Source organism: Pseudomonas sp. 9.1(2019) (assembly GCF_009910445.1).
Lineage (GTDB): Bacteria > Pseudomonadota > Gammaproteobacteria > Pseudomonadales > Pseudomonadaceae > Aquipseudomonas > Aquipseudomonas paraversuta.
Genome location: NZ_VBWF01000011.1, coordinates 605,716 through 621,760, shown reverse-complemented (window position 1 = coordinate 621,760; position 16,045 = coordinate 605,716). Strand labels below are relative to the sequence as shown.

The 16,045-nt window shown below is 59.0% G+C and carries 20 protein-coding genes and 1 pseudogene; 7 read left to right on the top strand and 14 right to left on the bottom strand.

What is annotated here, in order from left to right:
• Nucleotides 1-59 precede the first annotated feature (59 nt).
• The 3 genes and pseudogenes from FEZ21_RS21795 to FEZ21_RS21785 form a co-directional block, all read right to left on the bottom strand.
• Nucleotides 60-965, bottom strand: coding sequence for an acyltransferase (locus FEZ21_RS21795; protein WP_003439935.1), 906 nt, complete (start codon nucleotides 963-965; stop codon nucleotides 60-62).
• Complete coding sequence (pta, locus tag FEZ21_RS21790; protein ID WP_003439937.1) at nucleotides 966-3,065, bottom strand: phosphate acetyltransferase; 2,100 nt, start codon at nucleotides 3,063-3,065, stop codon at nucleotides 966-968.
• Between the two features lie 59 nt (nucleotides 3,066-3,124).
• Nucleotides 3,125-3,434: pseudogene (locus tag FEZ21_RS21785) on the bottom strand (DUF3565 domain-containing protein).
• Between FEZ21_RS21785 and FEZ21_RS21780 the strand changes: the two are divergent.
• Nucleotides 3,433-3,918 carry a peptidylprolyl isomerase gene (locus tag FEZ21_RS21780; protein WP_003439940.1) on the top strand — a complete coding sequence of 162 codons (486 nt, stop codon included), beginning with the start codon at nucleotides 3,433-3,435 and terminating at the stop codon, nucleotides 3,916-3,918. The pseudogene FEZ21_RS21785 and the gene FEZ21_RS21780 overlap by 2 nt on opposite strands.
• Nucleotides 3,919-4,051: 133 nt before the next feature.
• On the top strand, nucleotides 4,052-4,534 hold the full coding sequence (locus tag FEZ21_RS21775; protein WP_003439942.1) for a glutathione peroxidase: 483 nt from the start codon (nucleotides 4,052-4,054) through the stop codon (nucleotides 4,532-4,534).
• Here FEZ21_RS21775 and FEZ21_RS21770 read toward each other — a convergent pair.
• Both FEZ21_RS21770 and cysZ read right to left on the bottom strand, forming a co-directional pair.
• Nucleotides 4,531-5,724, bottom strand: coding sequence for a glycosyltransferase family 1 protein (locus tag FEZ21_RS21770; protein ID WP_037001364.1), 1,194 nt, complete (start codon nucleotides 5,722-5,724; stop codon nucleotides 4,531-4,533). The two genes, FEZ21_RS21775 and FEZ21_RS21770, sit on opposite strands and share 4 nt — an antisense overlap.
• Nucleotides 5,725-5,821: 97 nt before the next feature.
• A complete protein-coding gene (cysZ, locus tag FEZ21_RS21765) occupies nucleotides 5,822-6,577 on the bottom strand; it encodes a sulfate transporter CysZ (protein ID WP_003439947.1) in 756 nt (251 codons plus the stop codon).
• Nucleotides 6,578-6,888: 311 nt separating this feature from the next.
• On the opposite strand from cysZ, the gene trxB reads away from it, so the two are divergent.
• Nucleotides 6,889-7,851 (top strand): thioredoxin-disulfide reductase, encoded by a 963-nt coding sequence (gene trxB, locus FEZ21_RS21760; protein WP_003439949.1) that lies wholly within the window; start codon nucleotides 6,889-6,891, stop codon nucleotides 7,849-7,851.
• A gap of 120 nt (nucleotides 7,852-7,971) precedes the next feature.
• On the opposite strand, the gene FEZ21_RS21755 is transcribed toward trxB, so the two are convergent.
• The 6 genes from FEZ21_RS21755 to FEZ21_RS21730 all read right to left on the bottom strand — a co-directional run bounded on the left by FEZ21_RS21755 (nucleotide 7,972) and on the right by FEZ21_RS21730 (nucleotide 10,954).
• Nucleotides 7,972-8,307, bottom strand: a complete 336-nt coding sequence (locus tag FEZ21_RS21755) for a HopJ type III effector protein (protein WP_010656030.1) — start codon at nucleotides 8,305-8,307, stop codon at nucleotides 7,972-7,974.
• A complete protein-coding gene (locus FEZ21_RS21750; RefSeq protein ID WP_003439952.1) occupies nucleotides 8,300-8,596 on the bottom strand; it encodes a DUF1244 domain-containing protein in 297 nt (98 codons plus the stop codon). The genes FEZ21_RS21755 and FEZ21_RS21750 overlap by 8 nt, the downstream gene beginning before the upstream one ends.
• Before the next feature lie 15 nt (nucleotides 8,597-8,611).
• On the bottom strand, nucleotides 8,612-8,998 hold the full coding sequence (folX, locus tag FEZ21_RS21745) for a dihydroneopterin triphosphate 2'-epimerase (RefSeq protein WP_003439954.1): 387 nt from the start codon (nucleotides 8,996-8,998) through the stop codon (nucleotides 8,612-8,614).
• Complete coding sequence (gene folE, locus FEZ21_RS21740; protein ID WP_003439956.1) at nucleotides 8,998-9,558, bottom strand: GTP cyclohydrolase I FolE; 561 nt, start codon at nucleotides 9,556-9,558, stop codon at nucleotides 8,998-9,000. Before folE ends, folX begins: the two co-directional genes overlap by 1 nt.
• A gap of 21 nt (nucleotides 9,559-9,579) precedes the next feature.
• Complete coding sequence (gene folM, locus FEZ21_RS21735) at nucleotides 9,580-10,290, bottom strand: dihydromonapterin reductase (RefSeq protein ID WP_003439958.1); 711 nt, start codon at nucleotides 10,288-10,290, stop codon at nucleotides 9,580-9,582.
• 94 nt (nucleotides 10,291-10,384) lie between these two features.
• Nucleotides 10,385-10,954: an antibiotic biosynthesis monooxygenase gene (locus tag FEZ21_RS21730; protein ID WP_160628395.1), complete on the bottom strand. Its 570-nt coding sequence runs from the start codon at nucleotides 10,952-10,954 to the stop codon at nucleotides 10,385-10,387.
• Nucleotides 10,955-11,196: 242 nt separating this feature from the next.
• On the opposite strand from FEZ21_RS21730, the gene FEZ21_RS21725 reads away from it, so the two are divergent.
• Nucleotides 11,197-12,129, top strand: a complete 933-nt coding sequence (locus FEZ21_RS21725) for a MerR family transcriptional regulator (RefSeq protein ID WP_010656028.1) — start codon at nucleotides 11,197-11,199, stop codon at nucleotides 12,127-12,129.
• 3 nt (nucleotides 12,130-12,132) lie between these two features.
• Here the strand turns inward: FEZ21_RS21725 and FEZ21_RS21720 are convergent, their stop codons facing one another.
• Nucleotides 12,133-12,741 carry a hypothetical protein gene (locus tag FEZ21_RS21720; RefSeq protein WP_003439965.1) on the bottom strand — a complete coding sequence of 203 codons (609 nt, stop codon included), beginning with the start codon at nucleotides 12,739-12,741 and terminating at the stop codon, nucleotides 12,133-12,135.
• A gap of 52 nt (nucleotides 12,742-12,793) precedes the next feature.
• Nucleotides 12,794-13,267, bottom strand: a complete 474-nt coding sequence (locus FEZ21_RS21715) for a PAS domain-containing protein (RefSeq protein ID WP_010656027.1) — start codon at nucleotides 13,265-13,267, stop codon at nucleotides 12,794-12,796.
• A 134-nt stretch (nucleotides 13,268-13,401) separates the two neighbouring features.
• Here FEZ21_RS21715 and FEZ21_RS21710 point away from each other — a divergent pair, with 134 nt between their 5' ends.
• Nucleotides 13,402-13,857 carry a flavodoxin gene (locus FEZ21_RS21710; protein WP_003439968.1) on the top strand — a complete coding sequence of 152 codons (456 nt, stop codon included), beginning with the start codon at nucleotides 13,402-13,404 and terminating at the stop codon, nucleotides 13,855-13,857.
• Here the strand turns inward: FEZ21_RS21710 and FEZ21_RS21705 are convergent.
• Entirely contained in the window at nucleotides 13,838-14,734 is an 897-nt protein-coding gene (locus FEZ21_RS21705; RefSeq protein WP_003439970.1) for a LysR family transcriptional regulator, read from the bottom strand. The genes FEZ21_RS21710 and FEZ21_RS21705 overlap by 20 nt on opposite strands.
• Before the next feature lie 99 nt (nucleotides 14,735-14,833).
• Between FEZ21_RS21705 and FEZ21_RS21700 the strand changes: the two genes are divergently transcribed.
• Nucleotides 14,834-15,220 carry a CidA/LrgA family protein gene (locus tag FEZ21_RS21700; RefSeq protein WP_003439974.1) on the top strand — a complete coding sequence of 129 codons (387 nt, stop codon included), beginning with the start codon at nucleotides 14,834-14,836 and terminating at the stop codon, nucleotides 15,218-15,220.
• On the top strand, nucleotides 15,210-15,896 hold the full coding sequence (locus FEZ21_RS21695; protein ID WP_160628392.1) for an LrgB family protein: 687 nt from the start codon (nucleotides 15,210-15,212) through the stop codon (nucleotides 15,894-15,896). Before FEZ21_RS21700 ends, FEZ21_RS21695 begins: the two co-directional genes overlap by 11 nt.
• Nucleotides 15,897-16,045: the final 149 nt, after the last annotated feature.

The following is a 16,045-nucleotide window of genomic DNA, read 5'->3' as shown; positions in this document are numbered from 1 at the left end:
CCCTCTGCAGGAACGAGCTTGCTCGCGATCTATTCCAGGCACGCGAGCAAGGGGATAGCTCAGGCGCCGGGGTATTTGCGATGCAACTCGTCCAGCAGCCGGTCCTTGTTTTCCCACAAGGTATTGATCCAGCTCTGAAACGCCCGCTTGTACTCAGGGTCCTGGTCGTAGTTTTTACCGATAAACCCGGCCGGGATTCTCAGCTCTTCGAAATCCACCACCACCTCCCGCACGTTGCCGCACAGCAGATCCCAATAACCCGGTCTGCCGCCTGGGTAGTGGATCGTCACGTTGATGATCGATTGCAGCTGTTCGCCCATCGCATCCAGGACAAAGGCAATGCCGCCGGCCTTGGGCTTGAGCAGGTAGCGAAACGGGGAGTTCTGCTGCGCGTGTTTGGCCTCGGTAAAGCGTGTGCCTTCAACGAAATTGAAAATCGCTACCGACTGGTTTTTAAACTTGGCGCAGGTTTTACGGGTGGTGGCCAGGTCCGCGCCTTTTTTCTCCGGGTGTTTGTCCAGGTAAGCCTTGGTGTAGCGCTTCATGAACGGGAAGCCCAGAGCCCACCACGCCAGACCGATCACCGGGACCCAGATCAGCTCCTGCTTGAGGAAGAACTTGAGCGGACGAATACGTTTGTTGAGCACGTACTGCAGCACCATGATGTCAACCCAGCTCTGGTGGTTGCTGGTGATCAGGTAGGAGTGCTGGTAGTCCAGCCCCTCAAGGCCTTCGATGTGCCAGCGGGTCTTGCGCAGTAAATCCATCCAGCGCGAATTGTTGCTGACCCAGGCTTCGTGGATCCGGCGCATCAACTCGTCGGTCACACGCTGCGCCGCCGGGAATGGCAGGCACAGCTTGAAAATGGCAACTACGAACAGCGGCGTGCAACACAGGATAGTGTTGATCGCCAGTAGCAATGAAGCGATGACGCCGCGTAACGGCGCAGGCAGGAAATCCAGCATTTACACATCCATAGGTCGGTTGGCGGCTTGAATCGCCGTGAGGGCGATGGTGTAGACAATGTCGTCGACTTGCGCGCCGCGAGGCAGATCATTTACCGGTTTGCGCAGACCTTGCAGCATAGGCCCAAGGCTGACGCAATCGGCGCTGCGTTGTACCGCCTTGTGCGTGGTGTTGCCGGTGTTCAGGTCCGGGAACACAAAGACCGTCGCCCGGCCCGCCACTTTGCTGTCGGGGGCCAGTTGTCTGGCGACCGCTTCATTGGCAGCGGCGTCATATTGCAGAGGCCCGTCGATCAGCAATGAATGCTGGGCCTCATGGGCCAGCAGGGTGGCTTCGCGTACTTTTTCGACCTCTTCGCCACTGGCCGATTCGCCGCTGGAGTAGCTGATCATTGCCACCCGCGGGGTGATGCCGAAGGCGGCGGCCGAGTCGGCGCTTTGCAAGGCAATTTCGGCCAGTTCACTGGCGGACGGATGCGGGTTCATCACGCAGTCGCCATATACCAGCACTTGTTCGGGAAACAGCATGAAGAACACCGATGACACCAGGGTGCAGCCCGGTGCCGTCTTGATCAGTTGCAGGGCCGGGCGGATGGTGTTGGCGGTCGAGTGAATAACCCCGGAAACCAGCCCGTCCACTTCGTCCAGGGCCAGCATCATGGTGCCGATCACCACGGTGTCCTCCAGCTGTTGCTCGGCCATCGGCGCATTGATGCTTTTGGTTTTACGCAGCGCCACCATCGGTTCGACGTAACGCCCGCGAATCAGATCCGGGTCCAGAATTTCCAGCCCCTCAGGCAGCTCGAAACCGTGGGCCTTGGCCACTGCCAGAACCTCTTCAGGTTTGGCCAGCAATACGCAGCGGGCAATTCCGCGGGCATGGCAAATGGCAGCCGCCTGCACGGTCAATGGCTCGCTGCCCTCGGGCAGGACGATGCGCTTGTTGGCTTGCTGGGCCCGCTGGATCAGTTGATAGCGGAACACCGCCGGGGTCAGGCGCATTTCCCGCGGGGTGCCGCAGCGTTGATGCAGCCAGTTGGCGTCCAGATGGCCGGCAACAAAGTCGGTGATGATTTGCGCGCGCTCGCGGTCATCAATCGGGATTTCCTTGTTCAGCTGGTTGAGCTGGTTCGCCGTGTCATAGGACCCGGTACTCACTGACAGCACCGGCAGCCCGGCCTGCAGCGCGCCACGGCACAGTTCCATAAGGCGCGGGTCGGGCTTGGTGTCGCTGGTCAGCAGCAGCCCGGCCAGCGGCACGCCATTCATGGCCGCCAGGCTGACAGCCAGAATAATGTCATCGCGATCGCCGGGGGTAACCACCAGCACCCCGGGTTTGAGCAGTTGCAAGGTGTTGAGTACGGTGCGGGCGCACAGAATGATTTTCGACATGCGCCGGGTTTCGTAGTCCCCGGCATTCAGCACCTGGGCACCCAGCAGGTCGGCCACGTCGCGGGTGCGTGGCGCGTTGAGTTCGGGTTGGTAAGGAATGCAGCCCAGCAGTCTGAAATCGCCACTGCGCAGCAACGGCGAGTGCTCTTTGAGGCGCGCCGAAAAAACTTCCATGCTTTCGTCGGTGCGCACCTTGTTGAGGATCACGCCGAGCACTTTCGGATCTTTGGGGCCACCAAACAACTGTGCCTGCAATTCAACCCGGCCGGAGAGCTCGGTCAGCACTTCGTTTTCCGGGGCCGACACCAGAATCACCTCGGCATCCAGGCTCTTGGCCAGGTGCAGGTTGACCCGTGCGGCGTAACTGGCGGTGCGGGTGGGCACCATGCCTTCAACGATCAGTACATCTTTACCAATGGCTGCTTCTTGATAAAGGCTGATGATTTCTTCGAGCAGTTCATCCAGTTGGCCGTCACCCAGCATGCGTTCCACATGGGCCAGTCCCAAAGGGGTTGGCGGCTTGAGACCGTGGGTGCGGGCGATCAGTTCGGTCGAGCGCTCAGGGCCGATATCACCCGGATGCGGCTGGGCAATCGGCTTGAAAAAGCCGACTTTCAACCCCGCGCGCTCCAGCGTGCGAACCAGTCCGAGGCTAATAGATGTCAGGCCCACACCGAAATCAGTGGGGGCAATAAAGAAAGTTTGCATGCGAGCTTCCTGACGTGGCAGTGCAGGGCAGCGTCCGATGTGCGGGACGGGTGCCTGAATCAATTGCCAAGATTAGCGCTATCTGCGTCTTGAGCACACCAGCCACAGGTAAAGGGCTGACCTATTTTTTTCTGGCGTTGCTGCGGGTCAAGGACCCAGGGCCTGGATTGCCAGGGTGGCTGGTGACGAAGGTGCTGGGTATGGCCACATGACAACACTGCGACCCAGTGCTGCTCTTCATCTTGACGCCAGCCAATGATCGTTGAAGTTTTCAAAGTTATCCGTTGGTCTTTGTTGTATTCGCTTTCGGGCGATTGCTTGGTTAGACTTGCGAACTCACTTATTTTTTTGCAAAAGGTCTCGCCCCATGACGATCGCCGCCAACAAGGCTGTCTCCATCGAATATACCCTGACCAACGACGATGGTGATGTCATCGATAGCTCTGCCGGCGGTGCACCGCTGGTTTACCTGCAAGGCGCAGGTAACATCATTCCGGGTCTGGAAAAGGCGCTTGACGGCAAGGCCGTTGGTGAAGAACTGACAGTGACCGTTGAACCTGAAGACGCTTACGGCGAGTACTCTGCCGAACTGGTCAGCACCTTGAGCGCCAGCATGTTCGAAGGCGTAGACACACTGGAAGTGGGCATGCAGTTCCACGCTTCCGCGCCGGACGGTCAGATGCAGATCGTGACTATCCGTGATCTGGACGGTGACGACGTAACTGTAGACGGCAACCACCCGTTGGCAGGCCAGCGCCTGACCTTCAAGGTCAAGGTTGTTGCTGTACGTGACGCGAGCGAAGAAGAAGTTGCTCACGGTCACGTGCACGGTGAAGGCGGTCATCAGCACTGATCACTGCTGCTACGCTCAATTGCGAGCTAGCCAGAAAAAGGCGCCTACGGGCGCCTTTTTGCTTTTTGAAGAATATGGCAATCGGCACTTCAGGCGATTGTTTATACATGGCCCGGGAATTCAGGAGTTTGTCATGAGCGCTTTTCACGAACTTAATCTCCACGCACTGGACGGCAAGCCGCTGCTCCTGGAAACCTTCAAAGACCAGGTTGTGCTGGTGGTGAACGTTGCCTCGAAATGTGGATTGACCCCGCAATATGCCGCGCTGGAAAACCTTTATCAGCAGTACAAGGCCAGGGGCTTCAGGGTGCTTGGCGTGCCCTGCAACCAGTTCGCCGGGCAAGAACCGGGCACTGAAGAGCAAATCCGCGAATTTTGCAGCCTGAACTATGGCGTGACTTTCGAACTGAGCGCCAAGCTGGACGTAAACGGTCCGGAGCGTCATCAGCTGTATCGCTTGCTGGCCGGCGAAGGGGCAGAGTTCCCGGGTGACATCAGCTGGAACTTCGAGAAATTTCTGGTGGGGCCGGACGGCCGCGTGCTCGAACGCTTTTCACCGCGTACCGCACCGGACGATGCGACGGTTATTCAGGCGATTGAAAAAGCCCTGTCCTAAACCGGCACCTCGACGGCGCCGGTGCAGCCCCGGGCAGCCCGCAGCAAATGGCCTTCGAACTGCTCGATGATGCCCTGCCAGCTTTGACGGCTGGCATGCCGGCGGGCATTGAGACGAATGGTGCGCAGGGTTTCCGGGTCTTCGAGCAGCCAGCAGGCGGCTTCAAGCCAGGCATACTCATCACCCGGCATGGCCAGCACGCCGTTATAGCCATGGCGAATATGCTGGCCGGCAGCGGCCTCGTCATAGGCCACGACCCCCAGCCCCGAGGCCTGGGCTTCAAGCACCACGTTGCCAAAGGTCTCGGAAAGGCTTGGAAATAAAAACACATCTGCGCTGGCGTAATGGTTGGCCAGGGCTTCTGCGCACTGCACCCCGCAAAAAACCGCCTCGGGCAACGATGCCTCGAGAGCAGCCCGCTTTTGTCCGTCACCGACCACAATCAACTTGAAGCGCCGTGCCGGATAGCGTGCTTGCAATGCATCAAGGCAACGTTTGAGGGCTCCGAGGTTTTTTTCCGGTGCCAGGCGCCCGACATGTAGCAGCGCAATATCGTTTTCCCTCAGGCCCCAACTTTGGCGCAAAGACATTTGTCGTCTGGACGGACTGAACAGCTGACTGTCGACGCCGCGGGCGAGTAACTCCAGCCGCTCGAAATGTCTGCGCGTCAGTTCCAGGCGCTGGCTGGCACTGGGCACCAGGGTCAGGCTGGAGCGGTTATGGAACCAGCGCAGATAGCGGGTCAGGGCGCGGCTGAAGAAGGTCAAACCATATTGGTTGAAGTACTGTTGAAAGTTGGTGTGAAAACCGCTGACCACCGCGATGCCCAGGCGTCGGGCAACACGCAATGCACACAATCCCAATGGCCCTTCAGTCGCGATGTACACCACATCCGGGCGCTGCTGCTGCCAGCGTCTGGTCAGCCTGTGGGTCGACGTCATGCCCCATTGCAGACCCGGATACCCCGGCAAAGGCCAGCCCCGACATAGCATCAGCGTCGGGGTACTGCGCTGGTTGGCATCCTCAGTCTGGCGCGGGCGCACCACTTCCACGAGATGATTGCGCGCACGCAAGCCGTCACTCAAATGGCTGAGGGTATTGGCCACTCCATTGATTTCGGGCGAGAAGGTTTCAGTGATCAGGGCTATGTGCAGGGCTGTTGTCATGACCTCAGTGTCAGGTACAGCCATGTCGACAATATGTCAGCGCCATGTTGGATTTATGACGCGGGCAAAAATAATAGCTGCAGGTGCCTCGCGTCAGAGCATTGCGAGGCCCCTGCAGTGATCAGGCTCTGGTTCTGGCCAGTGCTTCGTCGCCCCGCTCACGCACCCAGAACAGTGTCGCGCCTGCGACAGCGGCCGGCATCATCAGAATGTTGACCACCGGAATCAGCAGCACCAGATACACGATCCCGCCAAAGCTCAGGCTCTGCCAGCGCTTTTCACGCAGCCAGGCGAGCATCTCATTCCACCCAAGCTTGTGGTTGTCCGCCGGGTAGTCGATGTACTGGATGGCCATCATCCAGACCCCGAAAATCAGCCACAGGGGCGCGGCTACCAAATTGAGCACCGGAATAAACGACAGGATCAGCAGGGCAATCGCCCGCGGCAGAAAATAGCCCAGCTTGCGCATTTCACGGGCCAGGGTGCGTGGCACCATGGCGATCAGTTCGCCCCAGCTAAAAGGCGGCGAGTTATCCACCCCGCGCACCACAGCTTCGACTTTTTCCGAGAGAAAGCCGTTGAAAGGAGCGGCAATGATATTGGCGAGCATGGTGAAGGTGAAAAACACCATCAACGCCACCAGCACCACGAACAGCGGCCACAATAAATAGTTGAGGAAGCTGAGCCAGTGGGGCAGCGACGGCATCAGGGCATCGACCCACAGGCTGAACTGGTGCCCGGCGAAATAAATCAGCCCGACGAACAGCACCAGATTGATCAGCAGTGGCAACAGCACGAACAGGCGCAGGCCAGGGCTGAGGACCAACTTGAGGCCTTCACGCAAGTACTGTGGGCCAGAGAGAACGGGTGCGGGCATAGTGTGCTCCGAGCAGTGGAAAACCGGGCGACCTTAACGGCTTTATCTGTAGGGCGAAAGTCTTGCGTAAGAATCGACAATTGCTGTAACAAAGACGTCCAGGCATCTATTTGACTACATAGAGACCAGCTATGAGCTGGATTGTTATTGCGTATTTCCTTACTCTCTGCGGCCTCTATACGCTGCACCTATATTTTTCAGGATCTGCGTGTTTCAGGCGTTGCCTGAGCAGGTTTGCGATTTCTTTTTATTCCAGCCGGTCAATCGGCGTTCCGACCCGGTTTCGACACGGGCGGTCATAGGAGTGAGTCATGTCTGAAGTACGTCATTCGCGTGTGATTATTCTGGGTTCCGGCCCTGCCGGTTACAGCGCCGCGGTCTACGCGGCCCGCGCCAACCTCAAACCACTGCTGATCACGGGCATGCAGGCTGGCGGTCAACTGACCACCACCACCGAAGTCGATAACTGGCCAGGGGATGTTCATGGCCTGACCGGTCCGGTCTTGATGGAACGCATGCGCGAACACGCCGAGCGTTTTGAAACCGAGATCGTGTTTGATCATATCAACGCCGTTGATCTGAAAAACAAACCGTTCAGCCTTACCGGCGACAGCGGTGTTTACACCTGCGATGCGTTGATCATTGCAACAGGCGCCAGCGCCCGTTACCTGGGTCTGCCGTCTGAAGAAGCGTTCATGGGCAAAGGCGTTTCCGCCTGTGCCACCTGTGACGGTTTCTTCTACCGCAACAAGCCTGTGGCTGTGGTTGGCGGTGGCAACACCGCTGTTGAAGAGGCGCTGTACCTGGCCAACATCGCCAGCAAGGTGACTCTGGTTCACCGTCGCGAAACATTCCGCGCCGAGAAGATCCTGATCGACAAGCTGCACGCACGTGTGGCTGAAGGCAAGATCGAGCTCAAGCTCAACGCCACCCTGGACGAAGTGCTGGGTGACAACATGGGTGTGACCGGTGCGCGCCTGAAAAACAACGATGGCAGCTTTGACGAGTTGAAAGTCGACGGCGTCTTCATTGCCATCGGCCACACGCCGAACACCTCGTTGTTTGAAGGCCAGCTGGAACTCAAGGATGGCTACATGGTTGTGCAGGGCGGCCGTGAAGGCAACGCTACTGCCACCAGCATCGAAGGTGTGTTTGCGGCCGGCGACGTGGCTGACCACGTCTACCGTCAGGCCATCACTTCGGCAGGTGCGGGCTGCATGGCTGCACTGGACGCCGAGCGCTACCTGGACGGCCTGCAGAACGCGCAGTTCTGACAGTTTGCGACATAAAAAAACCGGCTTCGGCCGGTTTTTTTGTGTGCGGCAAATTGTAGGAGCGAGCTTGCTCGCGAGATTTTCAGAGCAGCAAAGAAGAGCTCGCGAGCAAGCTCGCTCCTACAGGGTCAACGGTGGGGCGGTGAATTCAACCCCGGCCAGACCATGGGCGATCAACCCGCGGATGTTGCTGTGGTCCGTGCCGTCCGGAGTCGCCACCACCGAGCGATAGTGCTCGCCGAAAGCCAGCAGCGCTTCTTTATCGCTCAGGCCTTCCAGCAGGGCCAGACCCAGTGTTTTGCACGAGCCCTCATTCTGCCCGGCCGCGTTCTCTACACCACCATTGGTGAAGGCTTGTGGCTGGTAATCGTAGTGCGCTGCGATAAACGCCAGGGTATCGGCGAACAGGTGCTCGCCGCTGTTGAGGCTGGCGCGCAGGGTATTCAAATCAGTCATGCTTTTTTCCTGTAGCGAAGGCCGCAGCCTGTTCGGCGCTGGCTTCTTTCTGGTATTGGGATTTCCACTCGGCATAAGGCATGCCGTACACCACTTCACGGGCGTCATCGAGGCTGAGGTCGATCTGACGCTCGTCCGCCGCTGCCTTGTACCACTTGGACAGGCAATTACGGCAAAAACCCGAGAGGTTCATCAGGTCAATGTTCTGCACGTCCTTGCGGCTGTCCAGGTGCGCAACCAGGCGACGAAAGGCGGCGGCTTCGAGTTCAAGGCGTTCTTGGGGCGTCATGGGATTCACCGACATTTAAAGGGTGGGTGCCTGGCGGCTTGCCGCCAGCGTAATTGAAACCGATTCGGCGAAGCGCAACGCGTGCGGCTTGTCGACTTCGACTTCGGCGTACAGAACGGCGCCATTGGCCATGACCAGATCCAGCAGTTCCTGGGTCAGACGCTCAAGCAGGGCGAAGCGGTTGTCTTCGACATGCTGGATCACCGCTTTGGTGATGGTCCGGTAATTGAGGGCGTGATCGATATCGTTGTCACGCACGGCTTGCTGGGCGGCATAGAGGATGGTGAGGTTGATCAATACATCCTGCTTGTTGAGGATTTCTTCCTCGTTGATCCCGATGTACGTGCGCAGACACAGGTCTTTGACGCGGATGCGGGCCATTCCTGGCTGAAGTTGTGGCATTAAGACTTGCTCCGTCCTATCAATTGCAGGAACTCCATGCGGGTGCTGGATTCGCGAAATGCGCCGAGCATGACCGAGGTGTTCATGGTTGAGTTCTGTTTTTCTACGCCGCGCATCATCATGCACATGTGCCGGGCTTCAATCACCACGGCAACACCGGCGGCCTGGGTAATGTCCTGAATGGCATCGGCGATTTCCCGGGTCAGGTTTTCCTGGATTTGCAGGCGGCGGGCGAACATGTCGACGATGCGGGCAATTTTCGACAGGCCCAGCACTTTGCCGGTCGGGATATAGGCCACATGCGCCTTGCCAATGAACGGCAGCAAATGATGCTCGCACAGCGAATACAGCTCAATGTCGGAGACGATCACCATTTCATCGCTGTCCGAGGCAAACAGGGCGCCATTGACGATGGTTTCAACGCTTTGTTCGTAACCATGACACAGGTACTGCATGGCTTTTGCTGCGCGTTCTGGGGTGTCGAGCAAGCCTTCGCGGTCAGGGTTTTCACCGAGACCGATGAGGATCTCGCGATATTGCTCAGGCAGTGTTGCGCTCATGAAGTACTTCCTCGGGGACGGCTATTTGAGATGCCGGCCGCCATTGACGGTCAAGGTGGTGCCGGTCACATACGGGTTATCCAGCAGGTAGCGCAGGCTCTGATAAATCACCTCGGCGCCGGGTTCAATCCCCAGCGCCGACTTGGCCAGGGTGCTGGCGCGGTACGCCGCGTCATCGTCCGGGTTGAACATCAGCAAGGCCGGGGCAATGCCGTTGACTTTGATGCGTGGCGCCAGTTTAGCGGCGAATGACAGGGTCAGGCTGTCGAGCCCGGCCTTGGTCGCGCAATAGGCAATATGCTTGCTGCTGCCCTTGCGGGTGACATCGTCGCTGATATGCACAATGTCCGCCGGAGTCGAGCGCTCCAGCAGTTCAGTGCAGTGCAGGTTGATCAGGTAGGGTGCGAGCATGTGCACGCTGAACATCTGCGTGAAGGCAGCGGTCTGGTCGTCGACGGTATCCACAAGCCAGGCCGAGGCATTATGGACGATGGCCCGCAGCGAGTCAGTGTGGCTTTTCAGGCGCTGGATAAAATCGAGAATACCTTCTTCGTTTGAAAAGTCGGCAAACAGCGTCGTGGCGCCCAGTTCGCGCAAGGCTTGTACGCCGGGTTTTTCACTGCGGTAGGTGATGATCACCCCATGACCGTCCGCCAGCAGTTGCCTGGCGCAATGCAAACCAATGCGCTGGCCAGCGCCAGTGATCAGAATCGGTGCAGAAGGAGAGGGCATGACGGACTCGGTGAGGTAAGGCCGGAAACTGTCGCGGCGTAGTAGCAAAACTATACCAGCGTCCGCGACGTAACGGCCAAGCCCGAATCCGGGTTTAGCTGCGATGGGATGCGATTGCGCCGGCCGGCGGCTTGTTTGGAAGGCTGTGAAGCCAGTTGGCCAGCAAGTGGGTTGAGAGTGGAATAAACCAGAACACCATCAGCGGGGTCAGGGCCAGGGTGCTGACAAATATGCGTGGCAGCAAACTCAGCTCGCCCAGCAGCGGGCCCAGTACAAAGTTGAACAGCAGTGACACCGGAAAGAAAGCCAGCCAGATGGCCACCGCTTGCTTCCAGCGGGGCGGGCGCTGACCGCTGGCACCGAACCAGCCATCGATACCCTTCACGCGGCGCTCTGAAGGATGGGCAAACAGGTCACTGCCACGCAGCAACCAGGCCTTGCGCGAGACCGAGTGTTCCCAGGCGTGGAGGGTGGCTTCGTCGGCAAAGCGAAAAATGATCTGAAACTCGTCATCGCCCGCAGGCGGGGCCAGAACGCCGGAGCCCAGGTAACCGGGAAAGTCTGTGGCCAATTGCTCACCCTCATGCAGCCAGGCGATCAATTCCTGATAGCGGCCTTCAGCGACACGGCGTGCAACCAGCAAGGTGACAGGAGTGGTAGACATTGTGTATCTCCAGAAGGCTGATGCTGCCCGGGTAGGGCAGCCACAAAACACAGCACCGGGGTGGTGGGCCGTGTTCTGGAAAACAAGCAAGGATTGTTCCTCCTGAGCTCTTTTGCGCCGGTTTGTATCGCTGACAAGTCTGATCCCGCAAAGCATCGTGAAAATCCCGGCCCCTGTTTGAGCACCAGATGACGCGATGAGGCGTAGAATCCCCTGCATATCCTCTTGGTCCTTGCCCTCCAATGCCCGTGATTACTGAACTTGAGCCCGTAGCGTTATCTGCCGATTGCCCTGAACAGCAAGGCTTGTATCCGATCAGGGAAGTCGCGCGGCTCACAGGCATCAACCCGGTGACCCTGCGCGCCTGGGAGCGGCGCTACGGTCTGATCCAGCCAACGCGCACCATAAGCGGGCATCGTCTGTACTCCGTGACCGATATTGAGACAGTGCGCCGGGTCATGGGCTGGCTGGAGCGCGGGGTGGCCGTCAGCAAAGTCGCGCAGTTACTGGCCAACGACTCTGCACATGAGCGCCCGCAGCCTGTCGCCAATGAGCACCGTGAATGGCAATGCCGTGCAGGGGCTGCGCTGAGTGCATTCAACGAGCCCGAGCTGGAACGCCTGTACGGGCAGATTTATTCCGGTTACCCGGCAGAAACCGTTTTCCAGGATATTTTTCTGCCGCTGTGGCAGCAACTGCTCAGGGGGCGGGATGAGTTCGGCCGCACCAGTGAATGGCTGATGCTGGACGGGTTCCTGCGCGCACGGGTACAGCACCGGCTGCAGATGCAGGCGGCACAAGCCGCACAGTGTGTGGTGATGGTTGCAGTGCCGGAGCTGTGTCATGAGCTGGAGCTGCTGGTCGCCGGCTTGCTCCTGAGCCGCCACGATCGGGTGGTCAGGGTGTTGGCGACAGGGCAGCCACTGGACGAGCTTGCGCTGATTTGCGAGAAGATCAGGCCCCAGGCCGTTGTGCTGTTTGCTCAGCGTACCCTGGGCGCCGCGCACCATCGGCGGCTGACGCGGTTGGCGCCGAGCCTGAACTGTCCGCTGTTTTTGGCGGGCGAGGCTGTGCACACGGCGCAAGAGGCGCTGCAGGGAACATCGGTTGTCTGTTTGGGGCGCCAGGCTGCTGGGGTGAGTCAGCAGCTGGATGCTGAACTCAAGGGGCGCTGAGGGCTATGAGCTGTGAAATGCCGGATGCGCCAGACGATGCTGTTGCAGGATGAACTGGCGCAGACGCTCGGTCTGGCCTTTATCGTGCTGGCCAAGCCGGTAGGCATACAGGCCTGATTCGGTCTTGCGCTCCAGCGTGCCGCGTACGGCGATCCGTTCATAGCCCACGGGGCTGAACCATTGGGCAAACTGACGCGGTGGCTGACTGTTGTTGCGCACCTCCACCAGCAGTCCCTTGAACGATACCTGGGTGACCCACAGGTTTCCGGGTCTGGCCCGAATATTCTCCAGTGCCACCGGTTCTTCCAGGGTCAGGCGCCACGGGCGGCCAAGGGGCCCGTCTTCAAAAATGCTCGGCGCTCCCAGCTGCAAATGCTGTGCATGGAACTCGTCTTCCACCAGGCTTAACGGAAAGCTCATTTGCTGGTCGGCAAATTGCGCCTGGATCGTGACTTGTTCATGGGCGGCCAGGCGGGTGAGCAGATCACGTATTTGCGAGACCCCTTTAACCGTGAGGCTCGACGAAGCGTCCCGCTGATTGAGCTGCGGGTTCTGATGCATCGTCTGGATAAAATCCAACTCGTCCTGAGTCAGAAGGGTCTCGTGGGACATTATCTGGCTCGTAAATTAGCGTTACAAATCAGCGCAGGTGAGACTAAGACCTTCAAATCTGTGTTTTGTTAACTCCGTTCGTCGCCTTGAGCGCCTGGAGTTCGGCTTTTACCCCGGCCAGTTCGGCTTCCAGTTGCGCCACCCGCTGTTGGGCTTTGACCTGGGCCGTGACATCTTTTTGCACGCCAATAAAGTAGGTGAGCTGATCGTTCTCGTTAAACACGGGGGTGATCGACAGCTCGTTCCAGAAATGCGCACCATCCTTGCGATAGTTGCGCAGTATCTGGCGAGTCGGCTGGCCGCTGGCGATGGCATCGCGGATCAATTGCAGGCCGGTTTGATCGCGGTCACCGGCCTGCAAAAAGCGACAGTCCTGATACAAAATATCGTCGCTGCTGTAACCGGTGAGCGTTTCAAATGCCTTGTTCACGTAAATCAGAATGTTGTCTTCGCCCTCCTGTTCGGCAATCACAATGCCGTCCTGGGACGCGTCCACCATGCGTTGCAACAAGCGGGAAGTAATCATCGTGGGGTTCTCCGGAGGGGCGGCAAAGTGCTGGCATTTTAAGCCGGTCGCAGGTGCAGTCTACGTGCCATCACCGAAAGCTGCGCCTCACCTGCTAATATCCCGGACTTTTAGTCAGTTACAGGATCAGATTGATGAAAGTCGCCATCCTTTCCGGCTCGGTGTACGGCACCGCAGAAGAAGTCGCCCGCAACGCCAGACAACTGCTGACCGATGCCGGCTTTGAGGTTTTGCTCAATCCTCGCGCCCGCCTGGCAGATATTCAGGCCTTCGCTCCTGAAGCCTTTTTGGCCGTCACCTCGACCACGGGCATGGGCGAGCTGCCCGACAACCTGATGCCGTTGTACTGCGAGATCCGTGATCTGCTGCCGGCCGCCTGGCGTGGCTTGCCCGGTGCCGTGATCGCCCTTGGTGATGAAAGTTATGGCGACACTTTCTGCGGCGGCGGCGAGCAAATCCGTGAGCTGTTCGCAGAGCTGGGGCTGCGCGAGGTGCAGCCCATGCTGCGCCTGGACTCCAGCGTCACCGTTACCCCGGAAGAGGACGCCGAGCCCTGGCTGCAGGACTTGATCAAGGCACTGACGCAATAACCGGCCGCTCGCGCAGCAGCTCCAGCCAGGCTTGGGCTGCCCGCGACAAATAAGCCCCGTCGCGCCAGATAAAGGCGATATCCCAGCGCAGGTAATCCGGCGCGATCAGCTTCAAACGCACGACCCCCGGCCGTACCAGAGCCCGGGCCACCACGCTGGGCAGCAGCACCACGCCTTGTCCGGCGGCCACCAGCGCCACTAAAAAATCCGATTGCCCGCTGCGGCCACCTTCTTTGGGTGTGAAGCCCGATTGATGGCACGCCTGCAGCAAACGCTCGTTGAGCATGAAGCTGCGCTGGTAGAGCAAAAACGGTGTATCGGCCAATTGCTCCAGACGCACGCTGCCGTCCTGTGCAAGCGGATGATCCTCCGGCAGCAGCGCATCCAGCGGTTCATCGCAAAACGGTTGATAGCCGAACAGCGGGTTTTTCGGGGTCAGACTGCCGCCCAGCTCCAGTTCTCCGCTCATCACCGCCTGCTCAATATGCATGCTGCCGCCTTCGAGCAGTTGCACCTGAATATTGGGGTAACGCCGCCGGTACTCGGCAAACAGGCTGGCGAACAAGGTATTACTGCCCAGTAGCGGCAGCCCTACCCGTAACTCGCCCCGGGTCAACTGGCTCAAGTCGTCCAGCTCGCTGAGCAGCTCATTGTGCAGGCGCAGCATGCCTTCTGCGCGCTGCAGCACCACATTTCCCGCCGCCGTCAGGCGCACCTGCGAACCCAGGCGATCGAACAGTGGCGTGCCAAGGTTCTGCTCAAGTTGCGCCACCTGTTTACTCACCGCTGACTGGCTGATATGCAGCAGATGGGCGGCCTGGGTAAACCCGCCCTGACGCGCCACTTCAACGAATGTGCGCAGTTGTTTGAATTCCATGTGCGTGATTCCGTTTTGGAATAGCTTCCAGTCTAACAATTCGTTTTAGGGATGGAAGGCCTGTCTTTAAACTGAAGTCCAGTCTGCACTGGAACCCATATGAAACGCTTCGATGTAAAACGCTTTGCCCGTCTGGTCAGTGAGGTGGCGGTATTGCTGGCCATTTATTTTCTCGGCTGTCAGATCGCGGCGTGGTGGCACCTGCCAATACCCGGCGGGGTGATTGGCATGGTCTTGCTGCTGCTGGCATTTGCCCTGGGGCTGATCAACCCGGCGACCCTGCAATTGGGTGCCGGGGTATTGATGGCCGAAATGTTGCTGTTCTTCATCCCGGCGCTGATGAGCCTGCTCGACTACGGCGCACTGGTACGCGATGACGGATGGCGGATATTGCTGGTGATCGGGGTCAGCACCTTGTTGGTCATGGTGGTGACCGCCTTTACCGTCGAAGCCGTATGCCGCTGGAGACTGCGCCATGAAGTTTGAATGGATGCCTCTGTTCTGGCTGCTCCTCACCCTCGGGGCCTACGGTCTGAGCCGCTGGCTGTACCGGCGCACCGGGCGCTATCTGCTGTCGCCGCTGATTCTGGTGCCTGCCCTGTTGCTCGCAGTGGCCGTACCGCTACACACCGCCTATGCCGAGTACTCAAGCGATACCCATTGGTTGATGCTGGTATTGGGCCCGGTGACAGTGGCCTTCGCCGTGCCGATCTGGCAGCAGCGCAAGTTGCTGGCGCGGCATTGGGTCGCCTTGTTGCTGGGGATGCTGGCGGGGAGTGTGGCCTCCATTGGCAGCTCATTCTGGCTGGCCAGGGCACTGGCGCTCGACACATCGCTGACCATGTCTTTGGTGCCCCGTTCCATCACCACGCCGTTCGCCATGCCCCTGGCCCAACACCTGGGCGGAGTCCCCGAACTGACTGCGGTGTTTGTAATGTTTACCGGTGTATTTGGCGCACTGCTGGGGGGGATTCTGCTCAAGTGGCTACCGCTGCGCAGCAGTCTGGCGCGGGGTGCCCTGTTCGGCATCGGGGCCCACGGAGCGGGGGTCAGCCGCGCCCGCGAGGTCGGCAGTGAAGAGGGGTCAGTGGCGGGGCTGGTCATGGTCCTCACCGGGATCCTCAACCTGTTTGCGGCGCCATTGCTGATGCTGCTGCTTTGAACCGCGGCAAATTCCGGGCATAAAAAAGGCCGCTGAAGGACAGCGGCCAACGAAGACGTTCATCAAGGAGCAACAAATCAACGTCAGGGTAAATCTGGGGGAGAGTCGAGTTGACTCAATCCGTGTGACCGGCAGCCGTGCCGGAAAGT

Excerpts from the sequence above, each read along its gene's own strand:
- FEZ21_RS21775 (WP_003439942.1), top strand. The coding sequence starts at position 4,052 with ATGAGCGCTTTTCACGAACTTAATCTCCACGCACTGGACGGCAAGCCG.
- FEZ21_RS21755 (WP_010656030.1), bottom strand. The coding sequence starts at position 8,307 with ATGACTGATTTGAATACCCTGCGCGCCAGCCTCAACAGCGGCGAGCAC.
- FEZ21_RS21770 (WP_037001364.1), bottom strand. The coding sequence starts at position 5,724 with ATGGCTGTACCTGACACTGAGGTCATGACAACAGCCCTGCACATAGCC.
- FEZ21_RS21780 (WP_003439940.1), top strand. The coding sequence starts at position 3,433 with ATGACGATCGCCGCCAACAAGGCTGTCTCCATCGAATATACCCTGACC.
- FEZ21_RS21715 (WP_010656027.1), bottom strand. The coding sequence starts at position 13,267 with ATGATTACTTCCCGCTTGTTGCAACGCATGGTGGACGCGTCCCAGGAC.
- trxB (WP_003439949.1), top strand. The coding sequence starts at position 6,889 with ATGTCTGAAGTACGTCATTCGCGTGTGATTATTCTGGGTTCCGGCCCT.
- cysZ (WP_003439947.1), bottom strand. The coding sequence starts at position 6,577 with ATGCCCGCACCCGTTCTCTCTGGCCCACAGTACTTGCGTGAAGGCCTC.
- FEZ21_RS21720 (WP_003439965.1), bottom strand. The coding sequence starts at position 12,741 with ATGTCCCACGAGACCCTTCTGACTCAGGACGAGTTGGATTTTATCCAG.
- FEZ21_RS21730 (WP_160628395.1), bottom strand. The coding sequence starts at position 10,954 with ATGTCTACCACTCCTGTCACCTTGCTGGTTGCACGCCGTGTCGCTGAA.
- FEZ21_RS21750 (WP_003439952.1), bottom strand. The coding sequence starts at position 8,596 with ATGACGCCCCAAGAACGCCTTGAACTCGAAGCCGCCGCCTTTCGTCGC.
- FEZ21_RS21795 (WP_003439935.1), bottom strand. The coding sequence starts at position 965 with ATGCTGGATTTCCTGCCTGCGCCGTTACGCGGCGTCATCGCTTCATTG.
- FEZ21_RS21725 (WP_010656028.1), top strand. The coding sequence starts at position 11,197 with ATGCCCGTGATTACTGAACTTGAGCCCGTAGCGTTATCTGCCGATTGC.
- FEZ21_RS21695 (WP_160628392.1), top strand. The coding sequence starts at position 15,210 with ATGAAGTTTGAATGGATGCCTCTGTTCTGGCTGCTCCTCACCCTCGGG.
- FEZ21_RS21700 (WP_003439974.1), top strand. The coding sequence starts at position 14,834 with ATGAAACGCTTCGATGTAAAACGCTTTGCCCGTCTGGTCAGTGAGGTG.
- FEZ21_RS21710 (WP_003439968.1), top strand. The coding sequence starts at position 13,402 with ATGAAAGTCGCCATCCTTTCCGGCTCGGTGTACGGCACCGCAGAAGAA.
- folE (WP_003439956.1), bottom strand. The coding sequence starts at position 9,558 with ATGAGCGCAACACTGCCTGAGCAATATCGCGAGATCCTCATCGGTCTC.
- pta (WP_003439937.1), bottom strand. The coding sequence starts at position 3,065 with ATGCAAACTTTCTTTATTGCCCCCACTGATTTCGGTGTGGGCCTGACA.
- folM (WP_003439958.1), bottom strand. The coding sequence starts at position 10,290 with ATGCCCTCTCCTTCTGCACCGATTCTGATCACTGGCGCTGGCCAGCGC.
- FEZ21_RS21705 (WP_003439970.1), bottom strand. The coding sequence starts at position 14,734 with ATGGAATTCAAACAACTGCGCACATTCGTTGAAGTGGCGCGTCAGGGC.
- folX (WP_003439954.1), bottom strand. The coding sequence starts at position 8,998 with ATGCCACAACTTCAGCCAGGAATGGCCCGCATCCGCGTCAAAGACCTG.